The sequence below is a fragment of the Achromobacter sp. 1014246743 genome (assembly GCF_059760725.1).
Genome location: NZ_JCBANA010000086.1, coordinates 1 through 25,906, shown reverse-complemented (window position 1 = coordinate 25,906; position 25,906 = coordinate 1). Strand labels below are relative to the sequence as shown.

25 protein-coding genes are annotated in these 25,906 nt (G+C 67.7%); 20 read left to right on the top strand and 5 right to left on the bottom strand.

The annotated features are described in order from the left end of the window. Positions 1-421: 421 nt before the first annotated feature. From AC6LJ2_RS26485 to AC6LJ2_RS26455, 7 genes are all read left to right on the top strand, one after another. Positions 422-2,773: a bifunctional salicylyl-CoA 5-hydroxylase/oxidoreductase gene (locus tag AC6LJ2_RS26485; protein WP_263914403.1), complete on the top strand. Its 2,352-nt coding sequence runs from the start codon at positions 422-424 to the stop codon at positions 2,771-2,773. Further along, positions 2,770-3,561, top strand: coding sequence for an SDR family NAD(P)-dependent oxidoreductase (locus AC6LJ2_RS26480; protein WP_498152504.1), 792 nt, complete (start codon positions 2,770-2,772; stop codon positions 3,559-3,561). Before AC6LJ2_RS26485 ends, AC6LJ2_RS26480 begins: the two co-directional genes overlap by 4 nt. Before the next feature lie 38 nt (positions 3,562-3,599). After that, positions 3,600-4,457 carry an enoyl-CoA hydratase family protein gene (locus AC6LJ2_RS26475; protein WP_498152503.1) on the top strand — a complete coding sequence of 286 codons (858 nt, stop codon included), beginning with the start codon at positions 3,600-3,602 and terminating at the stop codon, positions 4,455-4,457. Between the two features lie 2 nt (positions 4,458-4,459). Next, positions 4,460-5,629, top strand: a complete 1,170-nt coding sequence (locus AC6LJ2_RS26470; protein WP_445659121.1) for an acyl-CoA dehydrogenase family protein — start codon at positions 4,460-4,462, stop codon at positions 5,627-5,629. A gap of 63 nt (positions 5,630-5,692) precedes the next feature. Continuing rightward, positions 5,693-7,333: an AMP-binding protein gene (locus AC6LJ2_RS26465; RefSeq protein WP_263914399.1), complete on the top strand. Its 1,641-nt coding sequence runs from the start codon at positions 5,693-5,695 to the stop codon at positions 7,331-7,333. A gap of 30 nt (positions 7,334-7,363) precedes the next feature. Then, positions 7,364-7,789 (top strand): acyl-CoA thioesterase, encoded by a 426-nt coding sequence (locus AC6LJ2_RS26460; protein ID WP_175218676.1) that lies wholly within the window; start codon positions 7,364-7,366, stop codon positions 7,787-7,789. A gap of 40 nt (positions 7,790-7,829) precedes the next feature. Further along, positions 7,830-8,234, top strand: a complete 405-nt coding sequence (locus AC6LJ2_RS26455) for a RidA family protein (RefSeq protein ID WP_175193439.1) — start codon at positions 7,830-7,832, stop codon at positions 8,232-8,234. A gap of 390 nt (positions 8,235-8,624) precedes the next feature. Here AC6LJ2_RS26455 and AC6LJ2_RS26450 read toward each other — a convergent pair whose 3' ends face one another. Then, positions 8,625-9,611, bottom strand: a complete 987-nt coding sequence (locus AC6LJ2_RS26450) for an AraC family transcriptional regulator (protein ID WP_498152502.1) — start codon at positions 9,609-9,611, stop codon at positions 8,625-8,627. 260 nt (positions 9,612-9,871) lie between these two features. On the opposite strand from AC6LJ2_RS26450, the gene AC6LJ2_RS26445 reads away from it, so the two are divergent. Genes AC6LJ2_RS26445 through AC6LJ2_RS26420 form a run of 6 tightly spaced genes read left to right on the top strand, consistent with a single transcriptional unit; the run spans position 9,872 to position 15,631 of the window. Continuing rightward, positions 9,872-11,050, top strand: a complete 1,179-nt coding sequence (locus tag AC6LJ2_RS26445) for an ABC transporter substrate-binding protein (protein ID WP_263914396.1) — start codon at positions 9,872-9,874, stop codon at positions 11,048-11,050. Positions 11,051-11,081: 31 nt separating this feature from the next. After that, positions 11,082-12,326 carry a dienelactone hydrolase family protein gene (locus AC6LJ2_RS26440; RefSeq protein ID WP_498152501.1) on the top strand — a complete coding sequence of 415 codons (1,245 nt, stop codon included), beginning with the start codon at positions 11,082-11,084 and terminating at the stop codon, positions 12,324-12,326. Positions 12,327-12,335: 9 nt separating this feature from the next. Next, positions 12,336-13,679, top strand: coding sequence for an aromatic ring-hydroxylating dioxygenase subunit alpha (locus AC6LJ2_RS26435; RefSeq protein WP_263914394.1), 1,344 nt, complete (start codon positions 12,336-12,338; stop codon positions 13,677-13,679). Beyond that, positions 13,670-14,203: an aromatic-ring-hydroxylating dioxygenase subunit beta gene (locus tag AC6LJ2_RS26430; protein WP_498152500.1), complete on the top strand. Its 534-nt coding sequence runs from the start codon at positions 13,670-13,672 to the stop codon at positions 14,201-14,203. Before AC6LJ2_RS26435 ends, AC6LJ2_RS26430 begins: the two co-directional genes overlap by 10 nt. Then, positions 14,200-14,811 carry a cysteine hydrolase family protein gene (locus AC6LJ2_RS26425; protein WP_263914391.1) on the top strand — a complete coding sequence of 204 codons (612 nt, stop codon included), beginning with the start codon at positions 14,200-14,202 and terminating at the stop codon, positions 14,809-14,811. The genes AC6LJ2_RS26430 and AC6LJ2_RS26425 overlap by 4 nt, the downstream gene beginning before the upstream one ends. A gap of 13 nt (positions 14,812-14,824) precedes the next feature. Then, positions 14,825-15,631: an SDR family oxidoreductase gene (locus tag AC6LJ2_RS26420; RefSeq protein ID WP_263914390.1), complete on the top strand. Its 807-nt coding sequence runs from the start codon at positions 14,825-14,827 to the stop codon at positions 15,629-15,631. 109 nt (positions 15,632-15,740) lie between these two features. Here AC6LJ2_RS26420 and AC6LJ2_RS26415 read toward each other — a convergent pair whose 3' ends face one another. Next, complete coding sequence (locus AC6LJ2_RS26415) at positions 15,741-17,477, bottom strand: flagellar assembly protein A (protein ID WP_498152499.1); 1,737 nt, start codon at positions 17,475-17,477, stop codon at positions 15,741-15,743. 348 nt (positions 17,478-17,825) lie between these two features. On the opposite strand from AC6LJ2_RS26415, the gene AC6LJ2_RS26410 reads away from it, so the two are divergent. Further along, a complete protein-coding gene (locus tag AC6LJ2_RS26410; RefSeq protein WP_263914388.1) occupies positions 17,826-18,572 on the top strand; it encodes a transglycosylase SLT domain-containing protein in 747 nt (248 codons plus the stop codon). A 46-nt stretch (positions 18,573-18,618) separates the two neighbouring features. On the opposite strand, the gene hemL is transcribed toward AC6LJ2_RS26410, so the two are convergent. The 3 genes from hemL to AC6LJ2_RS26395 are packed head-to-tail and all read right to left on the bottom strand — an operon-like array spanning position 18,619 to position 21,373. Then, positions 18,619-19,896 carry a glutamate-1-semialdehyde 2,1-aminomutase gene (gene hemL / locus AC6LJ2_RS26405; RefSeq protein ID WP_263914387.1) on the bottom strand — a complete coding sequence of 426 codons (1,278 nt, stop codon included), beginning with the start codon at positions 19,894-19,896 and terminating at the stop codon, positions 18,619-18,621. Between the two features lie 5 nt (positions 19,897-19,901). After that, positions 19,902-20,567 (bottom strand): thiamine phosphate synthase, encoded by a 666-nt coding sequence (gene thiE, locus AC6LJ2_RS26400; RefSeq protein WP_445658115.1) that lies wholly within the window; start codon positions 20,565-20,567, stop codon positions 19,902-19,904. Continuing rightward, positions 20,564-21,373, bottom strand: coding sequence for a hydroxymethylpyrimidine/phosphomethylpyrimidine kinase (locus tag AC6LJ2_RS26395; protein WP_445658116.1), 810 nt, complete (start codon positions 21,371-21,373; stop codon positions 20,564-20,566). Before AC6LJ2_RS26395 ends, thiE begins: the two co-directional genes overlap by 4 nt. Before the next feature lie 155 nt (positions 21,374-21,528). On the opposite strand from AC6LJ2_RS26395, the gene AC6LJ2_RS26390 reads away from it, so the two are divergent. The 6 genes from AC6LJ2_RS26390 to AC6LJ2_RS26365 are packed head-to-tail and all read left to right on the top strand — an operon-like array spanning position 21,529 to position 25,826. Continuing rightward, the gene (locus AC6LJ2_RS26390; protein WP_003814980.1) at positions 21,529-21,693 is read left to right on the top strand and encodes a rubredoxin; all 165 of its coding nucleotides are present in this window, start codon (positions 21,529-21,531) and stop codon (positions 21,691-21,693) included. A gap of 39 nt (positions 21,694-21,732) precedes the next feature. Continuing rightward, on the top strand, positions 21,733-22,320 hold the full coding sequence (locus AC6LJ2_RS26385) for a YqgE/AlgH family protein (RefSeq protein ID WP_263914385.1): 588 nt from the start codon (positions 21,733-21,735) through the stop codon (positions 22,318-22,320). Then, positions 22,313-22,714: a Holliday junction resolvase RuvX gene (gene ruvX, locus AC6LJ2_RS26380; RefSeq protein WP_445658117.1), complete on the top strand. Its 402-nt coding sequence runs from the start codon at positions 22,313-22,315 to the stop codon at positions 22,712-22,714. Before AC6LJ2_RS26385 ends, ruvX begins: the two co-directional genes overlap by 8 nt. Before the next feature lie 21 nt (positions 22,715-22,735). After that, the gene (locus AC6LJ2_RS26375) at positions 22,736-23,710 is read left to right on the top strand and encodes an aspartate carbamoyltransferase (protein ID WP_263914383.1); all 975 of its coding nucleotides are present in this window, start codon (positions 22,736-22,738) and stop codon (positions 23,708-23,710) included. Next, entirely contained in the window at positions 23,707-25,089 is a 1,383-nt protein-coding gene (locus AC6LJ2_RS26370) for a dihydroorotase (protein ID WP_445658118.1), read from the top strand. The genes AC6LJ2_RS26375 and AC6LJ2_RS26370 overlap by 4 nt, the downstream gene beginning before the upstream one ends. After that, complete coding sequence (locus AC6LJ2_RS26365) at positions 25,086-25,826, top strand: lysophospholipid acyltransferase family protein (protein WP_263914380.1); 741 nt, start codon at positions 25,086-25,088, stop codon at positions 25,824-25,826. The genes AC6LJ2_RS26370 and AC6LJ2_RS26365 overlap by 4 nt, the downstream gene beginning before the upstream one ends. Positions 25,827-25,906: the final 80 nt, after the last annotated feature.

Genomic DNA, 25,906 nt, shown 5'->3' with positions numbered 1-25,906 from the left:
TTGACCAAGCGCGCCCAGGCGATGGGCTATAGCCTCACGCCACTTCCAGAGACTCCGTGAAAAAACCCCAAACAAATCAGCAGCTTGACGGGAGTTTCTTGAGAGGGAAGGCCGAAGGCCTGGACGACGATGACGACGGGGGGGGCCGCCTAGGCAAGTCCGGAGCGAACGCTCCGGACCGCAATCGTGGGCGCCCGCCCCGCATGCCACCGCCTCGAGGGACGACCCACGAAGACCGCTCCCCGCCAGCAACCAAACCCACCCCCAAAAAACCACCCCACATCCCGTCCCCATTTCAACTAAACGTTTCCCCCATTTGCGATCCTCCCCATCCAGGTATATATTTCAAGCCTAAACTATCAAGACCTAAAAAGCCGCGATCCCGTCACTCGCAGATCGCCCTTCATGGAGCATTACGGCAATGAAAATAGTCTGCATTGGTGGGGGTCCCGCCGGCTTGTATTTCGGTCTGCTCATGAAGCTGCAAGACCCCGCCAACGAAGTTACCGTCATCGAGCGCAACCGTCCGTATGACACCTTTGGTTGGGGCGTCGTGTTTTCCGATGCCACCATGCAGAACCTGCGCGAGGCGGATCCCGTCTCCGCCCAGACCATTGGCGATGCCTTCAATCATTGGGATGACATCGACATCCACTTCAAGGGACGCAGCATTCGCAGCGGCGGCCATGGGTTCATCGGCATCGGCCGCAAAAAGCTGTTGAACATCTTGCAGGCGCGTTGCGAAGACGTCGGCGTCAAGCTCGTCTTCGAAAACTTCGTCCAGGACGACCAGGCCATCGCCCGCGAATACGATGCCGACCTCGTCATCGCGTCCGACGGCATCAACAGCCAGATCCGTACCCGTTACACCGACACCTTCCATCCCGACATCGACCAGCGCCGCTGCCGCTTCGTCTGGCTGGGCACCAAGAAAGTCTTCGACGCCTTCACCTTTGCCTTCGTCCAGACCGAGCATGGCTGGTTCCAGGCCCATGCCTATCGGTATGAAGACGGCATGTCGACCTTCATCGTCGAAACGCCCGAAGAAACCTGGCAGGCCGCCGGCATCGAACAGATGAGCCAGGAAGAGGGCATCGCCTACTGCGAAAAACTGTTCGCGCCCTGGCTGGATGGCAATGCGCTCATCAGCAACGCCTCGCACCTGCGCGGCTCGGCCATCTGGATTCGCTTTCCGCGCGTCATCTGCAACACCTGGGTGCATTGGAACCCGCTTGAAACCGCCCGCGGCAAGCGCACCGTGCCCGTCGTGCTGATGGGCGATGCCGCCCATACCGCCCACTTCTCCATCGGCTCCGGCACCAAGCTGGCCCTGGAAGACGCCATCGAACTGGCGCGCTGCCTGAGCGGCGCCGAAGGCAGCGTCGAGCGCGGGCTCAAGCACTACGAAGACGTGCGCAGCGTGGAAGTCTTGAAAATCCAGAACGCCGCGCGCAACTCCACCGAATGGTTCGAGAACGTCGAGCGTTATGCGGAACTCGAACCCGAACAATTCGCCTACTCGCTGCTGACCCGTTCGCAGCGCATCTCGCACGAAAACCTGCGGCTGCGCGATCCGGCCTGGCTCGAAGGCTTCGAGCGCTGGATCGCCGAGCATGCCGGCGCCCCGGCGCCGGCCGGCCAGCGGCCGCCGCTGCCCATGCTGACGCCCTACCAGGCGCGCGGCGTGCGGCTCAAGAACCGCATCCTGGTGTCGCCCATGGCCATGTACTCGTGCACCGACGGCGTGCCGGGCGACTTCCACCTGGTGCACCTGGGCGCGCGCGCCATGGGCGGCGCCGGGCTGGTCATGGTCGAAATGACCTGCGTGTCGCCCGATGCCCGCATCACCCCGGGGTGCCCGGGGCTGTGGAACGACGAACAGCAGCAGGCCTTCGCCCGCATCGTCGACTTCGTGCATGGCAACAGCGATGCCCGTATCGGCGTGCAGATCGGCCATGCCGGCCGCAAGGGTTCCACCCAGCTGGGCTGGCAGAAGATCGACCATCCGCTGGCCGAAGGCAACTGGCCGCTGCTGTCGGCGTCGGCCTTGCCTTACATCGATGGCGTGTCGCAGACGCCGCGCGCCATGACGCGTGCCGACATGGACCAGGTGCGCGACAACTTCGTGGCCGCCGCCCGCCGCGCCCGGGCTGCCGGTTTCGACTGGCTGGAACTGCACTGCGCCCACGGCTACCTGTTGTCCAGCTTCATCTCGCCGCTGACCAACCAGCGCGACGACGACTACGGCGGCAGCCTGGAAAACCGCCTGCGCTTCCCGCTGGAAGTGTTCCACGCCGTGCGCGCCGTCTGGCCTGAAGACAAGCCCATGTCGGTGCGCATCTCGGCCAGCGACTGGGTCGAGGGCGGCATCACCGCCGACGATGCGGTCGAGATCGCGCGCCACTTCAAGGCCGCTGGCGCCGACATGATCGACTGCTCGTCGGGCCAGGTCAGCAAGGAAGAAAAGCCCGTTTACGGCCGCATGTTCCAGACCCCGTTCGCCGACCGCGTACGCAACGAGGCCGGCATTCCCACCATCGCGGTGGGCGCCATCTTCGAGGCCGACCACGCCAACGCCATCATCGCCTCGGGTCGCGCCGACCTGTGCGCGCTGGCGCGGCCGCACCTGGCCGATGCGTCCTGGACGCTGCGCGAATCCGCCCGCGTGGGCTACCGCGATGTGGCCTGGCCCAGCCAGTACTTCGCCGGCAAGCGCCAGCTGGAAACCAACTTCGAGCGCGCCGCCGCCATGGCGCAACTGGACATCAAATGAGTACGCTCGCCCAACCCCTGGCAGGCCGCCACGCCCTGGTGACGGGCGGTGCCCGCGGCATCGGCCTGGCCAGCGCCCGCGCGCTGCTGGCGCGCGGCGCCCGCGTCACGCTGCTGGGCCGCGATGGCGGTGCGCTGGAAGCCGCCGTCGACAGCCTGGCCAGCCTGGGCCAGGTGCAGGCGGTCAGCGCGGACATCGCCGACGAGGCGTCGGTCCGCCAGGCCTTTGCCCAGGCCGAGGCCGAACTCGGCCCCGTGCTGGTGCTGGTCAACAACGCCGGGCAGGCCGTCAGCCAGCGCTTTGACCGCACCGACGCTGCGCTGTGGCAGTCGATGCTGGCGGTCAACCTGACCGGCACCTTTCATTGCATCCAGGCCGCCTTGCCCGGCATGCTGGCCGCCAAGTGGGGCCGCGTCATCAACGTGGCCAGCACCGCCGGCCTGATCGGCTACGCCTACGTCAGCGCCTACTGCGCGGCCAAGCATGGCGTCATCGGCCTGACCCGCTCGCTGGCGCTGGAAACCGCGCAGAAGGGCGTCACCGTCAACGCCGTCTGCCCGGGCTATACCGAAACCGACATCGTGCGCGGCGCGGTGGCCAATATCGTCGACAAGACCGGCATGACGCCGGAAGCCGCGCGCGCCAAGCTGGCCGATCGCAACCCGCAGGGCCGCCTGGTGCAGCCCGAAGAAGTGGCCGAGACGGTCGCCTGGCTGGCCCTGCCGGCGTCGGCGGCGATCAACGGCCAGGCCATCGCCGTCGACGGCGGTGAAGTGATGACCGGCTGAGCCGGCCCCCATCCCCAGCATTCATGAACGGAGACACCATGAGCACCCAGCCCGAAGAGCACACCATGAAGCACCACAAGCGCCCGCTGGCCGACTACCAGGCCCGCACGTTCCTGTGGCAGGTGTCGGCCGACGGCAAGGTTGGCACCATCACGCTCAACCGCCCCGAGCGCAAGAACCCGCTGACCTTCGATTCCTACGCCGAGCTGCGCGATCTGTTCCGCGCCCTGGTGTACGCGACCGACATCAAGGTGGTGGTGGTGACCGGCGCCGGCGGCAACTTCTGCTCGGGCGGCGACGTGCACGAGATCATCGGGCCGCTCACCAAAATGAGCATGCCCGAGCTGCTGGACTTCACCCGCATGACGGGCGACCTGGTCAAGGCCATGCGCGCCTGCCCGCAGCCCATCGTGGCAGCGGTGGACGGCATCTGCGCCGGCGCCGGCGCGATGGTGGCGCTGGCGTCCGACATGCGCCTGGGCACGCCGGCCTCGCGCACCGCCTTCCTGTTCACGCGGGTGGGCCTGGCGGGCGCCGACATGGGCGCCTGCACGCTGCTGCCGCGCATGATCGGCCAGGGTCGCGCCTCTGAACTGCTGTACACCGGCCGCGCCATGACGGCTGACGAGGGCGCCAGCTGGGGCTTCTTCAACGCGTTGCACGAATCGGGCGAGCTGATGGACGCTGCCGCCAAGCTGGCCGCGCAACTGGCTGCCGGCCCCACCTTCGCCCACGGCGTGACCAAGAAGCTGCTGCACCAGGAATGGAACATGGGCGTGGACGAGGCCATCGAGGCCGAAGCCGAGGCCCAGGCCATCTGCATGCAGACGCGCGACTTCCATCGCGCCTACGAGGCCTTCGTGGCCAAGCAAAAGCCCGTTTTCGAAGGGAATTGATGATGCGCGACGCAAGCTGGCTGGACTGGCCCTTTTTCGACGAGACCCATCGCCAGTTGGCGCACGAGGTCGACGCCTGGTGCGAGGGCGCGCTGACCGACGTGGACCACCACGATGCTGACGCCGCTTGCAAGAAGCTGGTCAAGGCCATGGGCCAGGCCGGCTGGCTGCGCTATGCGGTGGCCGGCGGCCCGGGCGGCGCCTGGGGCGGCGCGCTGCCGGAAGTCGATTCGCGCGCGGTCTGCATCCTGCGCGAGACCTTTGCGCGCCACGAAGGCCTGGCCGACTTTGCCTTCGCCATGCAGGGCCTGGGCAGCGGCGCGATTTCGCTGATGGGCTCTGACGAGCTGCGCCAGCGCTATCTGCCGCGCGTGGCCCGCGGCGAGGCCATCGCGGCCTTTGCGCTGTCTGAGCCCGATGCCGGTTCCGACGTGGCCGCGCTGGCCTGCGAGGCCCGCCTGGATGGCGACGCCTATGTGCTGAACGGCGCCAAGACCTGGATTTCCAACGGCGGCATCGCCGATTTCTACTGCGTCTTCGCCCGCACCGGCGAGGCCCCGGGTGCACGCGGCATCAGCGCCTTCGTGGTGGATGCCGACACCCCGGGCTTCGAGGTCTCGGAACGCATCGAGCTGATCGCGCCGCACCCGCTGGCCACCATCACATTCGACAACTGCCGTGTGCCAGTGTCGCACCGGCTGGGCGATGCGGGGCAGGGCTTCAAGCTGGCCATGATGACGCTGGACATCTTCCGCGCCTCGGTAGCCGCCGCCGCGCTGGGCTTTGCCCGCCGCGCGCTGGACGAAGGCCTGGCGCGTTCGAAGTCGCGCCGCATGTTCGGCCAGACGCTGGCCGACCTGCAACTGACGCAGGCCGCGCTGGGCGACATGGCCACCGCTATCGACGCCTCGGCGCTTTTGACCTATCGCGCCGCGTGGATGCGCGACGTGCAGAAAGTACGCACCACGCGCGAAGCGGCCATGGCCAAGATGACGGCCACGGAATCGGCGCAGACCGTGATCGACCGCGCGTTGCAGATGTTCGGCGGCGCGGGCGTGGTGTCGGGAATGCCGGTGGAGAAGCTCTACAGGGAAATCAGAGCGCTGCGTATCTACGAAGGCGCCACCGAAGTGCAGAAGTTGATCATCGCCCGCGAACTGCTGAAGGCATAAAGAGGCCATCGAGCCTTCCGCCTTCCGCATAGTCAACCACACCGCAGCAGCAAGGGGAATTTCATGGAAGTATCCGCCCACATCGACACCTTTGCCCGGGATAACCTGCCCCCGGGCGAACAATGGCCAGAATTCCTGCTGGACGGCCCCGACGTGGCTTATCCCAAGCGCTTCAATTGCGCCGTGGAACTGGTGGACGCCATGGTCGAACGCGGCCACGGCGAGCGCATCGCGCTGCGCTGGCCGCAGGACGGCAAGCCGGCCACCATGACCTACCGCGAACTGGCGGCGCTGACCAACCGCATCGCCCGCGTGCTGGCCGAAGACATGAAGCTGGTGCCCGGCAACCGCCTGCTGCTGCGCGGCCCGAACAACCCCATGATGGCCGCCGCCTGGCTGGCCGCCATCAAGGCGGGCCTGGTCACCGTGCCGACCATGCCGCTGCTGCGTGCCAAGGAACTCAAGCAGATCATCGAAAAGGCGCAGATCCAGGCGGTGCTGTGCGATGCACGCCTGAAGGAAGAGGCCCAGTTCTGCGCCCAGCCCGGTCACGAGCACCACTGCGCCGAACTGGCGCAGATCATGTACTTCAACGACACCGCGCCCGATGCGCTGGACGCGCTGGCCGCGGCCAAGCCGGATGATTTCACGGCCTGCGACACCGCCGCCGATGACGTCTGCCTGATCGCCTTCACCAGCGGCACGACGGGCGCGCCCAAGGGCTGCATGCACTTTCACCGCGACGTGCTGGCCATGTGCGACCTGTTCCCCAGGCACGTCATCAAGCCGGGCCCGGACGACATCTTCTGCGGCACGCCGCCGCTGGCCTTCACGTTCGGGCTGGGCGGGCTGCTGTGCTTTCCGCTGCGCGTGGGCGCCAGCACCGTGCTGGCCGAACGCCTGACGCCGGAAAGCCTGTTGCAGCTGATCCAGGACTTCCGCGCCACGATCGTGTTCACGGCGCCCACGTTCTATCGCCAGATGGCCGCGCTGGTCGGCAAGTTCGACCTGTCGTCGCTGAAGAAGAGCGTGTCGGCCGGCGAGGCTCTGCCCGACGCCACCCGCCAATTGTGGAAGCAAGCGAGCGGCATCGAGATGATCGACGGCATCGGCGGCACGGAGATGATCCACGTGTTCGTGTCCAGCCCGCCCGAATCGGTACGCCGCGGCGCCATCGGCCGCGTCGTGCCCGGCTACATCGCGCAGATCGTGGACGACGACATGAACCCGGTGCCTAACGGCACCGTGGGCCGGCTGGCCATCAAGGGCCCCACCGGTTGCCGCTACCTGGCCGACGAGCGCCAGCGCCGTTTCGTGCAAAAGGGCTGGAACCTGCCGGGCGATACGTTCCTGCAGGACGACGACGGCTACCTGTTCTACCAGGCCCGCAACGACGACATGATCGTGTCGGCCGGCTACAACATCGCGGGTCCCGAGGTGGAGGACGCCCTGCTGCGCCACGAGGCCGTGGCCGAGTGCGGGGTGGTGGGGGCGGCCGACGAGGAACGCGGCCAGCTCGTGAAGGCGTTCGTGGTGCTCAAGCCCGGCTTCCAGCCCGGTGATGCAATGGTGGCGGCACTGCAGCAGTTCGTCAAAGCCAGCATCGCACCGTACAAGTATCCCCGCGCCATCGAGTTCGTGTCGGCCTTGCCGCGCACGGAAACGGGCAAGCTGCAGCGCTTTGCGCTGCGCAAGATGGCGTGAACCGGCACTAAGGAATCACAAGGAAATCCCATGGCAGCCCCTTTCATCAGCCAGGTCGAAGTCCGCTTTCGTCATTGCGATCCGGCGGGCATCGTTTTCTATCCTCGCTATTTCGAGATGATCAATGACTTTGTCGAGGAATGGTTCGACAAGGGCATGGGGTTGCCTTTTCATGCGCTGCACGTGGATCGCCATATCGGCACGCCGATGGCGTCGGTGACGTGCGATTTCAGCGCACCGAGCCGCTGGCACGAGCAACTGCGCCAGACGCTGCAGGTGCAGCGTATCGGCGGGGCGTCGTTCAAGGCGCTGGTGCGTTTCGAGGGGCCGGACGGCCAGTTGCGGCTGTCGGCGACGCTGACGATCGTGACGGTGGACCTGCGGACGATGAAGTCGATGCCGCTGCCGGACGATCTACGTGAACGGATGCAGGCTTATCTGGTCGCCGCGGAGTGATTCCGCGTCATTTGTTTTTTTGATAATAGGATGAGACGTTATGAAGATTCTGCAACCGCCGGATTGGATGGCGCCGCGAGGCTATTCGAATGGAATCCTGACCGAGATGACGGTGGGGAGCAAGCTGGTGTTCGTGGGGGGGCAGGTCGGCTGGAACGGGCAGCAGCAGTTTGAATCGGATGACCTGGCTGATCAGGTTCGGCAGACGTTGGCCAATATCGTTGCGATTTTGGCTGAGGGTGGGGCGAAGCCTGAGCATATTGTGCGGATGACTTGGTATGTGACCGACAAGGATGCTTATGTGGCGGCTTATCCGGAGATCGGGAAGCATTATCGGGAGCTGATCGGGCGGCATTTTCCGGCTATGACGGCGGTGGAGGTGGCTGATCTGGTTGAGGATCGGGCTAAAGTCGAGATTGAAGTTACGGCTGTTGTGCCGGGGTAGGGTTTTGGGGTTTTCGTTTGTTTGTTGCGGTTGAGTTCTTGAGCCGCGCGTGACGGGGCAGGCGGGGTGAGGGCGGGGCTACGATTGCGGTCCGGAGCCTTCGCTCCGGACTGCCCCTTCCTCATCGTCGTCACAGCCTTCGGCTGTTCCTTCCGATTCCGTCGGGCGCATCTAACGCCCCGCCCTCACCCCGCCTGCCCCGTCACGCGCTCTTGATGCTTATTAGTCGCGGGTGCTGGGGCGGTCAGTGTGCTTGGCGTTTTTGCCAGCGACGGTGGGGGGGGAGGAGGGTGCGGTGCCCGCCTTGTGCCGGCCGCGCGGGCGGCCTTACAAGGCTTACGCGTCGTCTTGCGTACACCGATGCCGCTATCGCGTGTGGGTGATGGGAATTCAGCCTCGCAGCTGAAACGTGTCGCGCGGCAGCTCCCCGAAACGTTCTCGGTAGTATTCCGAGAATCTGCCCAGGTGGCTGATTCCGACTGAGACGGCTACTTCTGTCACGCTGGTACAGGAGCCTTCCTGCAGGCGTTCTCTTGCTGCATCCAGACGCAGCGTTCTCAATGCATGCATCGGTGTCGTGCCGCGATGTTCCTGGAATAGTCGTGTCAGCGCGCTCGCGCTGGCGCCTGCGCCACGTGCGATCTCAGTCAGCGTTAGCGGGGCTGACAGATTCTTTTTCATGTACGACTCTGCTTGGGCCAGGCGCCGCGGTTGGGCCGAGGTCTGGCCGGCTTCGCGTTGCCAGGTGTTCGGCTGGTTGTACAGCAGGTGCAGCACCAGCGTGTCTTCCAGGTGTTCCAGCCATGCTGCAGGCGGGCGAGGGGCGCCGTCGTCAAGCGTGGGGAGCAGGTGGATCAGGCCGGTGACCATGCTGCGCCAGGCTGCGCCGATGGGGGTGTCCAGGCGTAGCGCGGGGGTGAAGTCCAGGGGGCGGGTGGCGGCGTCGCCGAAGATGCGGCGGCCGATGGTTTCCAGTTTGCCGCGGGGGATCTTCAACAGCAGTTGTTCGCAGCCGGCTTCCCAGTGCAGCTTCAGGGCGCGGTTGGGGGCGATGACGGCGGCGCAGTCGGGGTGGGTGTCTACGCTGTCGGCGCCACATTCGATGCGGGCACGGCCGTGCAGGGGCACCTGGACCAGCATGAAGTCCTGCAGGCGGTCGGGTTCGATGTGGACTTCGGCGCCGTAGCGCAGCGTACAGACGCTCAGGGCGCCGAAGCGGCCGCGGTTCAGTTCGGCGTCGACGCGACCGCCTTTCCAGGTCAGGCGGTGTTCCTTCAGTGCTTCGGATACGCGTTCGCGCGTTTCCGCCGCCTGGGTGGAACTGAACACGCGCCTTTTGAGCAATGGCGCCAGCTCGATGCGGGACCAGCCGTGCATGGGAGTCTCCGGGACGGGAACGCTCCCGTATGGCCGACCAGCGTAATGCAATCGGCCAGCCGTGGGAATTAAGTGAATCCCGGATAAGCGTGGGCGGAATCGGATAGAGCGGCGCGGCGGGCGGGCCTACTCTGGGGGTTGTTGGAAGGCGGCGCCGCGGCGCGTAAGCTGGCGATTTTCAGGGCGGCTTGCGGTAACCGACGGCAGACGGATTCTGTCAGCATCGTGCCGGCGGCGCCGGCGGACACAAGGGGTGGCTCATGAATGGAAAACGATGGGGTCGGCGTGCGCTGGCGGCGCTGGTTTGCATGACGGCGGCGGCCGGCGTGTCGGCCCAGGACAAAATCAAGGTCGGGCTGCTGACCACGCTGTCCGGGCCGGGGGCCGCGCTGGGCAATGAAATTCGCGACGGCTTCAATCTTGCGTTGCAACATACCGGCGGCAAGCTGGGCGGGCTGCCCGCCGAAGTGGTGGTGGCCGATGACCAGCAGAAGGCCGATACGGGCCGCCAGGCGGTCGAGCGCCTGCTCAAGCGCGACAAGGTCGACGTCATGACCGGCATCGTGTTTTCCAACGTGCTGCTGCCCGTGATGCCGGCCATCTTGCAGTCCGGCACGATCTATCTCAGCACCAACACCGGGCCTGAGAACTATGCGGGTGCGGGATGCAATCCGAATTTCTTCGCGGTGGCCTGGCAGAACGAGGACATTCCCGCCGCCATGGGCAAGTACGCGGCGGACCAGGGTTTCAAGCGGGTCGCGCTGATCGCGCCGGATTATCCGGGCGGACGCGAGTCGCTCAACGGCTTCAAGCGCCTGTACAAGGGCGGCCTGTCCGAAGAGATCTATACCCAACTGGGCCAGCTGGACTATGGCGTGGAAATCACGCGGCTGCGCGCCAGCAAGCCGGACGCGGTGTTCTTCTTTTTGCCGGGCGGCATGGGCGTGAATTTCATCAAACAGTTCAATGGCGCGGGCCTGGGCAAGGACATCGTGCTGCTGGCGCCGGGCTTCTCGGGCGATGAAGACACCATCGGCGCCGTGGGCGCGCCGATCGAGGGGCTGCGCAATACCTCGCAGTGGGCGGTGGACCTGGACAACCCGGCCAACCGCCAATTCGTGGCCGACTTCAAGAAGGCCTACCACCGCAGCCCCACGCTGTATGCGTCGCAGGGCTACGACGCCGCCATGCTGCTGGACAGCGCGGTGCGCCAGACGGGCGGCAAGCTCGGCGCCGACGCGCTGCGGCCGGCGCTGCGTCGCGCCGACTTCAAGTCGGTGCGCGGCGACTTCAAATTCAATCGCAACCAGTATCCCATCCAGAACTACTACCTGCGCACCATCGAGAAGGGCGCGGACGGCAAGCTGGCCAACAAATTGTCGGGCACGGTGCTGACGCAGTACCAGGACCCGTTCGCCGCCGCCTGCCAGATGAAGTAGGCGCGGCAACGATCGCAAAGGAGCACGACGCATGACAGCGACTATCTCGACCCGCGAGGTCACCATTGCCTCGCACGATGGCCAGTCTTTTGGCGCCTACCTGGCCGTGCCGGCCTCGGGGCACGGGCCCGGCCTGGTGCTGTGCCAGGAAATCTTCGGCATCAACGATTTCATGCGCCGCACGGCGCAGGGCCTGGCCGAGGAAGGCTATGTGGTGCTGGCGCCCGACCTGTTCTGGCGCCAGCAGCCCGGCATCCAGCTGACCGATGGCCCGGCCGACATGCCGCGCGCCTTCGAGCTGTACCAGCGCTTTGACGTGGACCTGGGCATCAAGGACATCGCCTCGACCCTGGCGGCGTTGCGCGCGCTGCCCGAGCAGCAGGGCGGCGCCGGCGTGCTGGGCTATTGCCTGGGCGGCAAGCTGGCCTACCTGGCCGCCTGCCGCACGGATGCGGACGTGGCCGTCGGCTATTACGGCGTGGGCATCGAAGACAGCCTGGACGAAGCCGCGAACCTGCGCGGCCGGCTGGTGCTGCACATCGCCGAGCAGGACGGCTTCTGTCCGCCGCCCGCACGCCAGCGCATTCTCGAGGCGCTGGGCGGCAAGCCGGGCGTCGAGCTGTACGTCTATCCGGGCATGGACCACGCTTTTGCCCGCACGGGCGGCGCGCATTACGACAAGCCGTCGGCGCTGATGGCGCACCAGCGCAGCATGGCCGCGCTGCAACGCGTGATCGGGCCGCAGTTCGACTATTCATTCCTGTGGGACAAGCACTGCGAATACGAATTCGGCACCCGCGACGTGGCCGCCACCATGGCCACGATGGTGGCCGAGCCCTACGTCAATCACATCCCCACCATGACGGGTGGGGTCGGCTACCGCGAGCTTTCGCGCTTCTACCAGCACCACTTCGTCAACAGCAATCCGCCGGACACTCGTCTGGTGCCGCTGTCGCGCACCGTGGGCGCCACGCAGATCGTGGACGAACTGCTGTTCTGCTTCACCCACACCACCGAGATCGACTGGATGCTGCCGGGCGTGCCGCCCACGGGCAAGTATGTCGAGATTCCGCTGGTGGCCATCGTGAAGTTCCGCGGCGACAAGCTCTGCCACGAACATATCTATTGGGACCAGGCCAGCGTGCTGGTGCAGATCGGCCTGCTGGACCCCGAGGGCCTGCCGGTGGCCGGTCGTGACACGGCGCGCAAGCTGCTGGACGAGACGCTGCCGTCCAACACGCTGATGGCGCGCTGGAAAGACAGCGAGAACAAGTAGGAGACCGCCATGTCGTACAGCGATCAACAATTGGGCGAGATGGTGCGCGGCGACAGCGTGCACCGCAGCCTGTACACCGACCCGGCCATTTTCGAGCTGGAGATGCAGCGCATCTACGGCCGCGCCTGGGTCTACGTGGGCCATGAAAGCCAGGTGCCCAAGACGGGCGACTATCACACCACCCGCCTGGGCGACCAGGACGTGCTGATGGTGCGCGCCACCGATGGCCGTGTGCACGTGCTGTACAACCGCTGCCCGCACAAGGGCGCCAAGGTGGTGGCCGACGGCGATGGCTGCGTGGGCAAGTTCTTCCGTTGCCCGTACCACGCCTGGACCTTCAAGCTGGATGGCAGCCATCTGGGCGTGCCGCTCAAGCAGGGGCTCGAAGGCACGTCCTACGACCCCACCGACCCCAGTTTTTCGATGCGGCGGCTGCCGCGCGTGGAAAGCTACCGCGGCTTCGTCTTTGCCAGCCAGGCCCGTGACGGCCAGGGCCTGGAAGACTTCCTGGGCGGCGCGCGTTCGTCCATCGACAACCTCTGCGACCGCTCGCCGGTGGGCGAGGTGGAAGTGGCCGGCGGCATCTTCCGCGTGATGCAGCGGTCCAACTGGAAAGTGTTCTACGAGAACCTGCACGACACCATGCATGCCCGCGTGACGCATGAATCGTCGTTTGCCGCGGCCCGCGACGAAGCCAGGGAAATCGGCGAAATGCCGTTCGAGCTGCACATCATGGACGGCAACGGCGAGCCCTACGAGTTCTGGGAAAAGCTGGAACTGCGCGCCTACGACAACGGCCATGGCTACATGGAAGGCATCTTCAACCCCGGCGCGGCCGAACGCGACCCGATTTCGCGCGCCCACTTCGAAACGCTGTCCGCCGCCTACGGGCCGGAACGCGCCCGCGAGATCCTGGGCATGAACCGCCACAACACCGTCATCTACGGCAGCGGCTCGCCCCACACCGTGTTCCAGCAGTTCCGCGTCATTCGCCCGATCGCCGTGGATCGCACGCTGATCGAGATCCAGACCTTCCGCTGCAAGGGCGCGCCTGACGGCGTGTTCAAGCGCGCCATGCTGTATGCCAACGTGATCAACTCGCCGTCGTCCAACGTCATGCCGGACGACATCGAGCTGTACAACCGCTGCCAGGAAGGCAACGCCACGCGCGGCGGCGAATGGGTCAGCATGCACCGCTACCACGGCACCGACCGCAGCGATGCCGACGGCATGGTGTCGGTCAACGGCACCAGCGAACTGCCGATGCGCAACCAGTTCCGCGCCTGGAAGCAATACATGGAAGCGGGCGCGGTGGCGCAGGCCCCGGCCCAAGGAGAAGGCGCATGCTGCTAGACCTGGATTTCGACGTCTCGATCGACAAGCTGGCCCCGGCCGACGTACCGGCCGAGGCCTATCACCGCATCGCCCAGTTCCTGTACCGCGAGGCCCGCCTGCTGGACGAGCGCCGCTACGGCGACTGGCAGGCGCTGTGGACGGATGACGGCATGTACTGGATGCCGCGCGAACCCGGCCAGGCCAGCCCCTACGACCACATCTCGCTGTTCTGGGAAGACCGCATGCTGCGCGACGTGCGCATCCGCCGCCTGGGGCACCCGCGCAACTGGTCGCAGCAGCCCCCTACGCGCAGCGTGCGGCTGGTGGGCGGCGTGCAGGTCGAAGGCGTGGACGCGGGCGGCAACCTGGTGGTGCATTCTGCATTCCAGATGACCGAATGGCGCAAGCGCCAGCCGCGCCAGCTGGCTGGGCGCTACACCCACAAGCTGGCGGCCGACGGCGACAGCTGGCGCATCCGCATGAAGCGCGTGGACCTGGTCAATTGCGACGACGCCCACGACGTGTTCGAGGTGTTCGTGTGAGCGCCACCGACGCCGCGGTGCTGGCGCTGCACTACCAGAACGACGTGCTGCATCCGGAAGGCAAGATCCGCGTCGGGCTGGATGCCGACGGCGACGTGCGCCAACGGCTGCTGCGCGCTGCCGCGTCGCTGCTGGACAGCGCCCGGGCCCAGGGGCTGCCCATCGTGCACGTGCGCATCGCCTTTCGGCCCGACTACGCCGACCTGCTGCCCAACTGCGATATCTTTCGCAACGTGGCCAGCATCGGCGCCGTGGCGGAAGGGCAGTGGGGCAGCGACTTCTACGACGGGCTGCAACCGCTGGCCGGCAGCCCACGCGAGTTCGTGGTCAAGCACACCCGCATCAGCGCCTTCTACGGCACGCCGCTGGAAGAAACGCTGCGGGTGCTGGGGGCCCGGCGGCTGGTGGTGGCGGGTGTGGCCACGCATTCGGTGGTCGAAGGCACCGTGCGGCACGCGGCCGATATCGGCTTTCATGTGATGGTGGCCGAAGACGCCTGCGCCTCGGCCGACCCGGCCGTGCACGACGCCTCGCTGGCCAGCATGCGCCTGATTGCGCAGACGGGCTCGGTGGCGCAAGCTGTGCGCTGGGCCGCGGCGCCCCACTGATCAAGGATGATTCATGGACTTTTCAGGCTTTCCCGGCTTGGCCGGCAAGACCGCCATCGTGACCGGCAGCACCCAGGGCCTGGGCGCCGACATTGCGCGCGGCCTGGCCGCGGCGGGCGCCAACGTAGTGCTGGTGGGGCGCAACGCGCAGGCCGGGCAGGCGCTGGCCGCCAGCCTGGGCGAAGCGGCGCTGTTCTGCGAAACCGACATCGGCCAGGACAGCCAGATCCAGCGTTGCCTGGATGCGGCGCAGGCGCGCTTTGGCCGGGTCGACATCCTGGTGAACAACGCCTGCCAGTACGCCGACCGCGGCCTGGCGTCCACCCGCGAAGAGTGGCACGCCACGCTGGACACCAACCTCGTGTCGGCGGCGATCTTCACGCAGATGGCCGCACCCCTGCTGCCGCGCGGCAGCGCCGTGATCAACCTGGGCAGCACCGGTGGCAAGTTCGGCGCGGCCGGGCGCGCGCTGTACCCGGCGTCCAAGGCGGCGCTGTTGCAGATCACCAAGAATTTCGCGGTGGAACTGGCCCCCGCCGGCATCCGCGTGCTGGCGGTGTCGCCCGCCTGGACCTGGTCGCCCTCCGTCGAACAGCTGGCGGGCGGCTCGCGCGAAGCGGCCGACGCCGTCGGCGCGCATTTTCATCCGCTGGGCCGCGTGGGCTCGGGCGAAGAGATCGCCGCGGCGGTGTGCTTCGCGTGTTCCGATGCGGCGTCCTGGATGACCGGCGTGGATATCCCGGTGGACGGCGGCTTTTCGATCCTGGGCCCGGACCGCGGCATTTCGCCTCGCGCCTGGTTCAAGCAGTTGGCGCCTTGACGCGCGTGTCCTGATCCGGGCGCGGCGGTCGTACGGACCCTGCGCCGCGTTCATTGTCATGGGCCAGCGCAGGCGCACACGGCGCCCGGCGAGACGCCGCCGCCCGTCGTCAGCGGATGACGATCTGGCCTTCTTCCACGCCGGCCTTGCCACCCACCTGGTCTTCCAGGAATTCCTGCTGCTTGTTGCCCACCTGAATCTTCGTGCCGCCGCAAAAGCGCCGCGCGGCGATGATGGTGGCGTCGTGCAGGGGCTGCAGGTCGCGGATCAGCTGGGCTTCTTCCTCGTCCAGCTGGATCAGGTCGCGGCCCAGCTTGGTGTGGGTGTTGCGGGCGCGCTCGACCACGTCGCCGGTGGCGCGCTCGGGGTGCGCATGCAGGAACAGCAGCAGTTGTTCCAGCTTGGCCTTTTCCTCGTTCATCTTCAGCCGCTTGCGCGTCAGCGCCGACCGCTTGATGTCGGCGTGCGGGTCCAGGCCCGCCTGCACCACTGTGGGCACGCCCGCGGGCGACCCGATGGTGCCGGCCCGCACCGACTTCAGGGCGCGGGTATGGCCGCCGGTAATCGCGGTCTGCTGGCTGTTGGGCGCGCCGACATTGACGCTGCCGCCCGCGGCGATGCTGCTCTGGCGGATTTCGCGTTCCACTTCCACGTTCTGGCCGGCGCTGATGATGGCGTTGGTGATGAAGCGGGCCTTCAGGTCGCCGCCGCAGACGATGTGCGCGGTGCGGGCGGGGCTGGTGCTGGCGTTGGCGCTGTCCTGCATGGCCTCGGCCATGCCGATGATGCCGCCCTTGACCGTGACGTTGCCGCCCGCCTCGACCAGCGCGGCTTCCATGGTGCCGTTGACGACCACGTCGCCCGTCACCCGCACTTCCATCGTGGCGCTGATGTCGCCGCGCACCTGCAGCGAGCCTTCGAAATTGATGTTGCCGGTGGACAGGTCCACCGCATCCACCTCGACCACCGGGTTGACCTGGGCGCCCTGGTGGATCAGCTTGGGCGAACCGGCGATGCTGGCGCGCAGCAGATTGGGGTCTTCGGGGTCGACCTCGACGCCGGACATGTCTTTGGAAAACGGCGTATCGGGCAGTTCTTCCGGCAGCACCGGCTGGCCCAGCACGTCACAGCCGTCGATGCCGGGCAGCGGCGGAATCCGGCGCATCAGGGGCGTGCCGGCGGTCACCAGCAGCAGGCTGCCCAGGTCGCGGTAGTCCACCTGGGCGAGTTCGTCGATTTCCTGGGCGCGGGGCTTCAGGCGGTCCAGCAGGCTTTCGAAGCGAGTGGGGGTGCCCCGCGTGGGCGGCGTGCCCTGGGCGATCAGCACCGTCTGGCTGCCGCCGCGTTCCACGGCGTCGGCCAGTTCCTGTTCCAGCACGCCATGCACGATGCCCTGGTCGGCGATGGCCTGGCGCAGCACGGCCAGGGCCACCGGCTTGCCGCCCTTGGGCGGGTGCAGGGTCACCAGCGCCGACATGCAGCTGGCGTCCACCTCCAGGTCGAACGAGCCGTCCACGACCTTGCCGACAGGGGCCTGGACCGGCTCCGTGGCTTCGCGGCACAGGTCGATGAAGGTGATGACGGCGTGGTTGTCCAGGGCTTCGGTGGACCAGCCTTGGGCGGCGGCCAGCGCGGCCAGGGAATCCCAGCTGGGCAGGTTGGCGGGCGAGGGCGCAAGGGCGATGCCGACGGCCTGGTCGGCGGCCTGCGCTTCGCCTTCGGCGGCAGGCGGGTCGCCCGCCTCGCGCGCGGTGTCGGTCTCCGGGGAGGGCGGGGGTACATACACCGCCGTCAGGACGTTGGTATTGGCATCCAGCAGTAGCTGGAGCGTGTGGTCTGCGCCCATCTGTCGCCTCTCCCGCCCGGCATTCGCAGCCAGGTTCATTCATTTAGTAATTAAACGAAATATTGCGACATATGTTAACCCATGAACCTCGCCCTACTGCGCAGTAATGCAAGGGAAACTCCACCAAAAGATGTAATGCCGGCCCTGATTTCTGTGGCCGTGTTCCGTTACAAAGTCTGCATCGGCGGGCCACGCGGGAATGGGCCGTCGGCAGCGGTCGGTGCGAGGGCGCTTGCGCAAATTGTGGCGACGGATCCTAGGGCATAGGCACGAGCGACAAAGCGCCCGGGCAGGCTCAGCATAGGCGTTCGAATCCGCGTCCCTGGACGCCGCCGGAGCGCCCACGCCATGTCCCGCCTTTCCTGCTTCCTGCCCCCCGCGCCTGGCGCGGCCTGGACGCGCGCAGCCGGCCTCGCGCTGGCCATTGCCCTGGCCGGCCTGGCTGCCGCGCTGATGCCCGCCGGCGCCGCGCACGCAGACGAGATCTACCGTTACAAAGACCCGTTCGGCGTCTGGCGCGCCATGAAGGTGCCCAACGGCTACGCCAAGTATTACAAGCGGGCGCAGGTCCGCACCGCGTTGCGCGGCAATCGCATCAAGGTCTGCCTGGATTGCGAGCCGCAGGCGGGCGACGGCGCCAGCGTGCTGGCGCTGGGCAACCGGGTGTTGCGCTGGGGGCCGGTGCCGCCGTCCACGGCGCACGATGGGCTGATCGCGCAGGCGGCCAAGGATTCAGGGGTGGACCAGGCGCTGATCACCGCGGTCATCGCGGTGGAATCGGGCTTTCGCAGTGATGCGCGCTCGCCCAAGGGGGCGCTGGGCCTGATGCAGCTGATGCCGGCCACCGCCGCCACGCTGCTGGCGTCCGACGATATCGAACGCGCGCTGGTGGACCCGGCCACCAATGTGAAGGCGGGGTCCAGCTTGCTGCGCCGGCTGATCGACCAGTATCCCGGCCGGCTGGACCTGGCGCTGGCGGCCTACAACGCAGGCGAAGGGGCCGTGCGCAAATACGACGCCGTGCCGCCCTATGCCGAAACGCAGCAGTACGTGCGGGACGTGACGGCGCTGTACAAGCACTACAAGACGCCCTGAGGGGGCGAGAGGCCGGAGCGCCCCGTGGGGCGGTCCGGCGCGGGCCTCAGATCGAAGCGAAGACCTTTTCGGCGATGTCCAGCGTCGACTGGATGACGGCGTCGTCGTGGGTGGCCGACACGAAGCCGGCTTCGAAGGCCGACGGCGCGAAATGCACGCCGTGGTCGAGCATGGCATGGAAGAAGCGGTTGAAGCGCGCGGTGTCGCACGTCGACACCTCGGCGAACGAGGTCGGCACCGTGTCGCTGAAGTAAATGCCGAACATGCCGCCCACCGAGTCGGCCGAGAAGGCCAGGCCGGCGGCGCGGGCGCGTTCCTGCAGGCCCTGGGCCAGCTTGGCGGTCTGGGCCGCCAGCTTGTCGTAGAAGCCCGGCGCGGCGATCAGGCGCAGCGTGGCCAGGCCCGCGGCTACGGCCACGGGGTTGCCCGACAGCGTGCCCGCCTGGTACACGCCGCCCAGCGGGGCGATGTGCTTCATGATCTCGGCGCTGCCGCCGAAGGCGCCCACCGGCATGCCGCCGCCGATCACCTTGGCCAGCGTGGTCAGGTCAGGCTTGACGCCCGACAGGCCCTGCACGCCCTGCGGCCCCACGCGGAAACCGGTCATGACTTCGTCGAAGATCAGCAGCGCGCCGTGCTGCGTGCAGACTTCGCGCAGGCCTTCCAGGAAGCCGGGCGCGGGCTTGATCAGGTTCATGTTGCCGGCGATCGGCTCGACGATGATGCAGGCGATGTCGGCGCCGTGCTGGGCGAAGGCTTCGCGCACCGCGTCCAAGTTGTTGTATTCCAGGGTCAGCGTGTGCGAGACGAACTCGGGCGGCACGCCGGCCGAGCTGGGGTTGCCGAACGTCAGCAGGCCCGAGCCGGCCTTGACCAGCAGGCTGTCGGAGTGGCCGTGATAGCAGCCTTCGAATTTCACGATCTTGGCGCGGCCGGTGGCGCCGCGCGCCAGCCGGATGGCCGTCATGGTGGCCTCGGTGCCCGAGCTGACCAGGCGCACCTGCTCCAGCGACGGCAGGCGGGCGATCAGCGTTTCGGCCAGTTCGATTTCGGCCTCGGTGGGGGCGCCGAACGACAGGCCGTTGACGGCGGCTTCCTGCACCGCGCGCACCACCTCAGGGTGCGAGTGGCCCAGGATGGCCGGACCCCACGAGCCCACGTAGTCGATGTACTGCTTGTCTTCGGCGTCCCAGACGTACGGGCCTTGCGCGCGCTTGATGAAGCGCGGCGTGCCGCCCACGGAGCGGAAGGCGCGGACGGGCGAATTTACGCCGCCGGGAATGCTGCGGCAGGCGCGTTCGAAAAGCTGAGCGTTACGGGACATGGCGGTCAAGGCTTCTGGTTGCGGTTAACGGAGTAGGGCGCCGAGCAGGCGGCCGCGGCGGCGCGGATGGCTGGCGCCTCGAACAGGCCGGTGATGACGGCGATGGAGTCGGCGCCGGCTGCGGCGACCAGCGCCGCGTTGTCGGGCGTGATGCCGCCGATGGCGACCACGGCCGGGCGGGGCGCGTCGCGCGCTTCGACCAGGGCGCGGGCTTCGGTCAGCACCGACAGCGGCGCGCGCACCGTGTCGGGCTTGACCTGCGAGGCGAACATCGCGCCGAAGGCGATGTAGTCGGCCCCGGCATCCAGCAGTTCGCGGGCGCGGGCCAGATCGTCGTAGCTGGAGCCGCCCAGGATCAGGTCGGGGCCCACTTCGGCGCGGATGCGGGCCAGGCTGTCGTCGTCGCGGCCGACGTGGGCGCCATCGGCGCCGACCTCGAGCGCCAGGCGCCAGTCGTCATTGATGAGAAACACCACGCCCAGCTCGCGGCACAGCGGCGCCAGGGCGCGGGCTTGTTCGGCGCGCACGGCGTCGGGCACGTTCTTGCGGCGCAGCTGCAGCGCCCGCATGCCGCCGTCGGCAGCCTGGCGTACCGCGCGCAGCAGGCGCTCGGTGTCGTCCCATTCGGGGGTGACGCCGTACAGGCCGGCGGGAAAACGCAGGGCTTTCATTGCGGTTGGATCCGGTTGGGAATGCGCCGGCCCATGCCCGGCAGGAAGCTGGCGGCCACCGCCGCGTCGGCATGGGCCAGGCCCTGGCGCACGGCCTCGGGCATTTCCAGGCCGCGGGCCAGCATGGCGGTGATGGCCGTGGCCGCCAGGCCGCCGGCATCGCCGTTGCGGTCGGGCGGCGCCTGCCAGGGCAGGGTGGTGGTCTGGCCGTTGGGGCCCAGCAGCACGTTGGCGTAGTGGCCGGGGCGTTGCGGACTGCCCAGCACCAGCACCCATTCGGCGCCGGCCGACACCAGGGCATGCATCGGCGATGGTGCGTCCCCGATATCGATGTCGCCGTCCGCATGCCACTGCGCCAGGCGCAGGTGCTCGATGACCAGCAGGTCGGTCTGCGGCAGCACCAGTTCCAGCGTGGCGGCCAGCAGGTCGTCGGCGTCGTCCTCGTCGGCGGCGTCGGCCGGCACCTGGGCGCGCTGGCCCAGGTGCAGCACCAGCGGCACCTGGCTGTAATCGGCGGCCACCTGGGCGGCTACGCTTGCCGTTTCGGCGGTGTATAGTCCGCCCACCTTGATTGCCTGCACGGACATGTCCTCGAGCAGGCAGCGCGCCTGGTCGTCCAGCAGGTCGGGCGATACGGGATGGATTTCTTCGATGCCGGCGGTGTCCTGCACCGTCAACGCCGTGACGGCCGCCAGGCCATGACAGCCCAGCCGGGCGCAGGTAACGGCGTCCGCGGGCAAACCGTCGGCGCCCGAGGGGTCGAGCGGGCCGAAGACCAAAACGAGAGGGGGAGTAACGGGGGCCACGTGGACAGCGCTTGAGTAAGGGTGCCCGGACTCATTTGCGATGAATCAGGGGATCCCCTATTGGGTTTCGGTAAGATTGTCCCCATTCTAATGGATGCCTTCCGCCTTTGCCCCATCACGGGGAAGACGGCGGGGAATTGATGTAAGAGAGAACTATGCGTACTTGGATGTGTCTGATTTGTGGCTGGGTTTACGATGAAGAAGCCGGCCTGCCCGACGAAGGCATCGCACCCGGCACCCGCTGGGAAGATGTGCCCCCGAACTGGGTCTGTCCTGAATGCGGCGCCCGCAAAGAGGACTTCGAACTGATGGAAATCTGATCGGCCATACCGATCCTTTCCGCGAATAAAGGGGTTGCCATGACGGAAAAACACCACGAGAACCCCAAGACCCAGTCGGCCAACTTCGCCAACCAGTTCCTGATCGCCATGCCCGGCATGGTCGAAGGCAGTCTGGCGGGGTCGGTCATCTACGTCTGCGAACACACCGAGCGCGGCGCGCTGGGCCTGGTCATCAACCGGCCCACCGACCTGACGCTGGGCACGCTGTTCGAACGCATCGACCTGGCGCTCGAGATCGGCCCGGTCAAGGACACGCTGGTGTTCTTCGGCGGGCCGGTCCAGACCGACCGCGGCTTCGTGCTGCACGCGCCTGCCGGCGACTACAGCTCGAGCATCAAGCTGGGCGGCATGGCCTTGACCACGTCGCGCGACGTGCTGCAGGCCGTGGCAGACGGCAATGGTCCGGCCCGCATGCTGGTCACGCTGGGCTACGCCGGCTGGGGCGCGGGCCAGCTCGAAAGCGAAATGGGCCAGAACGCCTGGCTGTCGGTCGGCGCCGACGACCACATCATCTTCGACGTGCCGCCCGAAGATCGCTACCCCGCCGCCCTCAAGCTGCTGGGCATCGATCCCGTGATGCTTGCCGGCGATGCGGGCCATGCCTGAAGAAACCCTGCTTGCCTTCGATTTCGGCGAGAAAAAGCTCGGCATCGCGATCGGCAATACGCTGACGCGCCACGCGCGGCCCCTGGAAATCATTTTCAGCGAGGTCCGCGACGTGCGCTTTTCGCGCATCGCCGCGCTGCTCAAGGAATGGCAGCCGCAGCGCGTGGTGGTCGGCCTGGCGCTGGACGCCGACGGCGGCGAACAGCCCGCCACCGCGCGCTGCCGCCGCTTCGCCAACCAACTGCACGGCCGCTTCGGCGTCACCGTCGAACTGGTCGACGAGCGCGGCTCCAGCATGGAAGCCCAGCGCCTGCTGGGCACCCACGAGGCCGACGACGCCATGGCCGCCGCCGTCATCCTGCAACGCTACCTGGATAAACTGCCGGCGCCCTGACGCCCGCCCTCCGGTCCGCTCATGCTCAATCCCCAACTCGACCGCCGCGGCGAACTCATCCACCTGCTCACCACGGAAGGGCTGCCGCGCCGCCACGTCGAACGGCTGCTGGACGCGGCCGCGGGGTTTGCGCAGGAGGATGCGGCGGCCGCCAGCGCCAGCGCCGCAACACACGCCAAGACGCCAGGAACCCCCGCGGCACCGTCCGGCGCGCCTCTGGACCTGCCGTTGTATCTCGGCCTGCCTGCCGATGATGCCGCTTTGCGCCGGGACTACGAGTCCGCTGCGCGGCGGCTGGGCTTGCGGCCGATTGTGCTGGATGACGACCTGCCTGCGGGGAATATCCCCGCGCCCGCCGCTGACTTGCCCCCCGGCATCCTGGTGCTGCGCCACGCCGCCAGCGGCGCTGCCGTCAGCGCGGCGGCCGCCGCACCGCCCGGCCTGCGCATCCTCAATGCCGGCGACGGCATTCATGCCGATCCCTTGCCCGCCCTGGCGCGGGTGGCGGCGATGCTGCGCGCCAGGCAAGACCTGACCCACCTGGCCGTCGCCCTGGTCGGCGACATCCGCCATAGCGCGGTCGCCCGCAGCCTGATCCACGCATTCACCACGCTGGGCGTGCCCGAAGTGCGCGCCACCGCGCCGCGGACCTTGCTGCCCGATGGCCTGCCGCAGCTCGGCGTGCGCGCCTGCGCCACGCTGCAGGAATGCCTGGCCGATGCCGACGTGGTCATCGTGCTGCCGCTGCATATCGAATCCCTGAGCGGCGCACTGCTGCCCTCCGCCCGCGAATACGCCGCCGCCTGCGGCCTGACGGCAGCCCGCCTGGCCGCCGCCAAGCCCGACGCGCTGCTGCTGCCCGGGGGGCGCCTGACCCCTGGCATCGAGGTCGACGGCGAGCTCGCCGCCAGCCTGACCGCCATCGACGCGCAACTGGCGGACACCGAACGGCACCTGCGCCTGGCGGCGCTGAGCGTCCTGGGGGCCGCGCCTTGAGACTGCACATCGCCCACGGCCGCGTGATCGACCCGGCCAGCGGCTACGACGGTCCGCAAGACCTCTTCATTGCCGACGGCCACATCGTTGCCACCGGGCAGGCCCCGGACGGCTTCCAAGCCGATCGCCGCCTGGACGCCACCGGCCTGGTCGTGCTGCCGGGCCTGGTGGATCTGTCGGCCCGGGTATTGCGCGATCCGGCGGCCAGCCATGGCGCTGTGGCGATGGCCGCTGCGACTGCCGCGGCGGGGCATCCCGACAATCTTCCGCCAGGTTCGCGCATGGCCCCAGCCGACCCGCAGTTCGCCCCGGCAGAACTGCGCGCCGCGCTGGCTGGCGGCGTGACCACGCTGGTCCTGCCGCCGCAGCCCGACGCGCCGCTGGACGAACCCGCCAAGCTCGAGGCGCTGCTGTGCCAGGCGCCGGCCGACCGGCCCCGCATCCTGCCGCTGGGCGCCCTGACGGTCGGCCTGCGCGGCGAAACGCTGGCCGAGATGACGCTGTTGTCCCAAGCCGGCGCCATCGCGTTTTCGCAAGGCAACGCCGGCATCGCCGACACCCGCGTGCTGTGGGGCGCCATGCGCTACGCCAGCGGCCAGGGCCTGACGCTATGGCTGCATCCGCAAGACCCCTGGCTGGCCCAGAACGCGGTGGTGGCCGCCGGCGCCTACGCCGACCGCCTGGGCCTGCACGGCCTGCCGCCGCAAGCCGAGACGCTGGCGTTGCAGACGATCTTCGAGTTGCAACGCGCGACAGGCGCCCGCGTGCACCTGTCGCGCCTGTCCACCGCCGCAGGCCTGGAGCTGCTGCGCGCCGCGCGCCGCCAAGGTCTGCCGGTCACGGCCGACGTGTCGGCCAACAGCCTGTTGCTGACCGACGTGGACATCGGCTATTTCGATACGAATTTCCACGTGACGCCGCCGCTGCGTGGCCAACGCGACCGCGAGGCGATCCAGGCGGCGCTGCGCGACGGCCTGGTGGACGCGCTTTGCTCGGACCACACGCTGGTGGACGCCGACGGCAAGGCCGCGCCGTTCCCGTTGTCACCGCCCGGCGCCACGGGGCTGGAGTTGTTGCTGTCACTGACGCTGAAATGGGCCCGCGACAACCGGATCCCACTGCCGCAGGCGCTGGCCCGCGTCACGACCGGCCCGGCAGCGGTGTTGCGGGGCCTGTTGCCATCGCAGTCCGGCCGCGGCGACCTGGCGGTCGGCGCGCCGGCAGACGTGTGCCTGGTGGACCTGGAAGCGGAGTGGCTGGTCGCCCCGCCGGCACTGCAAAGCCACAGCCGTCATACGCCGTTCGCGGGTATGATGCTGCCCGGTCGAGTCCGCGCCACCCTGGTGGGTGGCAGCCCGGCCTGGGAGACCCCTGCTTGAAGCTGCTGCGCTTTGTCCTCCGGCTTTTTCTCGTCGTGCCTTTGATCGTCTTCGGCCTGTTGTGCGTGGGCCTGGTGTATCCGCTGCTGCGTCCCAAGTCGCGCGCCTGGCTGAACCGCACGTGGTCGCGCTGCCTGATGGCGGCCTGTGGGCTGCGGGTCGTCTTCAAGGGCGAACCGCGCATGACGGGCCCGGTGCTGCTGGTCGCGAACCACGTCTCCTGGATCGACATTTTCGTGCTCAATTCGGCCCGCGCGACGTCGTTCGTGGCCAAGAGCGAAATCCGCAGCTGGCCGGTGATCGGCTGGCTGGTGGCCGGCGCGGGCACGCTCTTCATCGAACGCGGCCAACGCCACGCGGTCCATGCAATGGGCGAGTCGATGCAAGCCCGCTTCAAGCTGGGCGACGCGGTGGGCCTGTTCCCCGAAGGCACCACCAGCGAAGGCTTCGACCTGCGCCCCTTCCACGCCAGCCTGTTCGAACCGGCAAGATCGGCCGCCATCGAAATCCAACCGGTAGCCCTGCGCTTTCTGAAAGACGGCAAACGCAGCGGCTTCGCCGCATTTGTGGGCGAGGAGACGCTGGTGGCGAATCTTTGGAAGGTGATGGGGGCTACGGGGCTGTCAGTGGAAGTGGTGTTCTTGCCGGCTTTGGCGGCTAAGCATGCTGATGGGACGTTGCCGACTCGGTTGGAGTTGTCGCATCAGGCTCGGGATGCTATTCGGGCTGTGCTTTGATTCTTTGATCGGTTGATCGGGTGAGCTGTTCTTCGTAGGTCGCCCCTGGCGGGGGTGGCATGCGGAGTAGGCGCCTACTC

Bases quoted from the DNA above. Each gene is read 5' to 3' on its own strand.
- AC6LJ2_RS26420 (WP_263914390.1), top strand. From the start codon at position 14,825: ATGGACTTTTCAGGCTTTCCCGGCTTGGCCGGCAAGACCGCCATCGTG.
- AC6LJ2_RS26390 (WP_003814980.1), top strand. From the start codon at position 21,529: ATGCGTACTTGGATGTGTCTGATTTGTGGCTGGGTTTACGATGAAGAA.
- AC6LJ2_RS26485 (WP_263914403.1), top strand. From the start codon at position 422: ATGAAAATAGTCTGCATTGGTGGGGGTCCCGCCGGCTTGTATTTCGGT.
- AC6LJ2_RS26385 (WP_263914385.1), top strand. From the start codon at position 21,733: ATGACGGAAAAACACCACGAGAACCCCAAGACCCAGTCGGCCAACTTC.
- AC6LJ2_RS26475 (WP_498152503.1), top strand. From the start codon at position 3,600: ATGAGCACCCAGCCCGAAGAGCACACCATGAAGCACCACAAGCGCCCG.
- AC6LJ2_RS26440 (WP_498152501.1), top strand. From the start codon at position 11,082: ATGACAGCGACTATCTCGACCCGCGAGGTCACCATTGCCTCGCACGAT.
- AC6LJ2_RS26445 (WP_263914396.1), top strand. From the start codon at position 9,872: ATGAATGGAAAACGATGGGGTCGGCGTGCGCTGGCGGCGCTGGTTTGC.
- hemL (WP_263914387.1), bottom strand. From the start codon at position 19,896: ATGTCCCGTAACGCTCAGCTTTTCGAACGCGCCTGCCGCAGCATTCCC.
- AC6LJ2_RS26470 (WP_445659121.1), top strand. From the start codon at position 4,460: ATGCGCGACGCAAGCTGGCTGGACTGGCCCTTTTTCGACGAGACCCAT.
- AC6LJ2_RS26415 (WP_498152499.1), bottom strand. From the start codon at position 17,477: ATGGGCGCAGACCACACGCTCCAGCTACTGCTGGATGCCAATACCAAC.
- AC6LJ2_RS26375 (WP_263914383.1), top strand. From the start codon at position 22,736: ATGCTCAATCCCCAACTCGACCGCCGCGGCGAACTCATCCACCTGCTC.
- AC6LJ2_RS26450 (WP_498152502.1), bottom strand. From the start codon at position 9,611: ATGCACGGCTGGTCCCGCATCGAGCTGGCGCCATTGCTCAAAAGGCGC.
- ruvX (WP_445658117.1), top strand. From the start codon at position 22,313: ATGCCTGAAGAAACCCTGCTTGCCTTCGATTTCGGCGAGAAAAAGCTC.
- AC6LJ2_RS26435 (WP_263914394.1), top strand. From the start codon at position 12,336: ATGTCGTACAGCGATCAACAATTGGGCGAGATGGTGCGCGGCGACAGC.
- AC6LJ2_RS26460 (WP_175218676.1), top strand. From the start codon at position 7,364: ATGGCAGCCCCTTTCATCAGCCAGGTCGAAGTCCGCTTTCGTCATTGC.
- AC6LJ2_RS26455 (WP_175193439.1), top strand. From the start codon at position 7,830: ATGAAGATTCTGCAACCGCCGGATTGGATGGCGCCGCGAGGCTATTCG.
- AC6LJ2_RS26430 (WP_498152500.1), top strand. From the start codon at position 13,670: ATGCTGCTAGACCTGGATTTCGACGTCTCGATCGACAAGCTGGCCCCG.
- AC6LJ2_RS26480 (WP_498152504.1), top strand. From the start codon at position 2,770: ATGAGTACGCTCGCCCAACCCCTGGCAGGCCGCCACGCCCTGGTGACG.
- AC6LJ2_RS26465 (WP_263914399.1), top strand. From the start codon at position 5,693: ATGGAAGTATCCGCCCACATCGACACCTTTGCCCGGGATAACCTGCCC.
- AC6LJ2_RS26410 (WP_263914388.1), top strand. From the start codon at position 17,826: ATGTCCCGCCTTTCCTGCTTCCTGCCCCCCGCGCCTGGCGCGGCCTGG.
- thiE (WP_445658115.1), bottom strand. From the start codon at position 20,567: ATGAAAGCCCTGCGTTTTCCCGCCGGCCTGTACGGCGTCACCCCCGAA.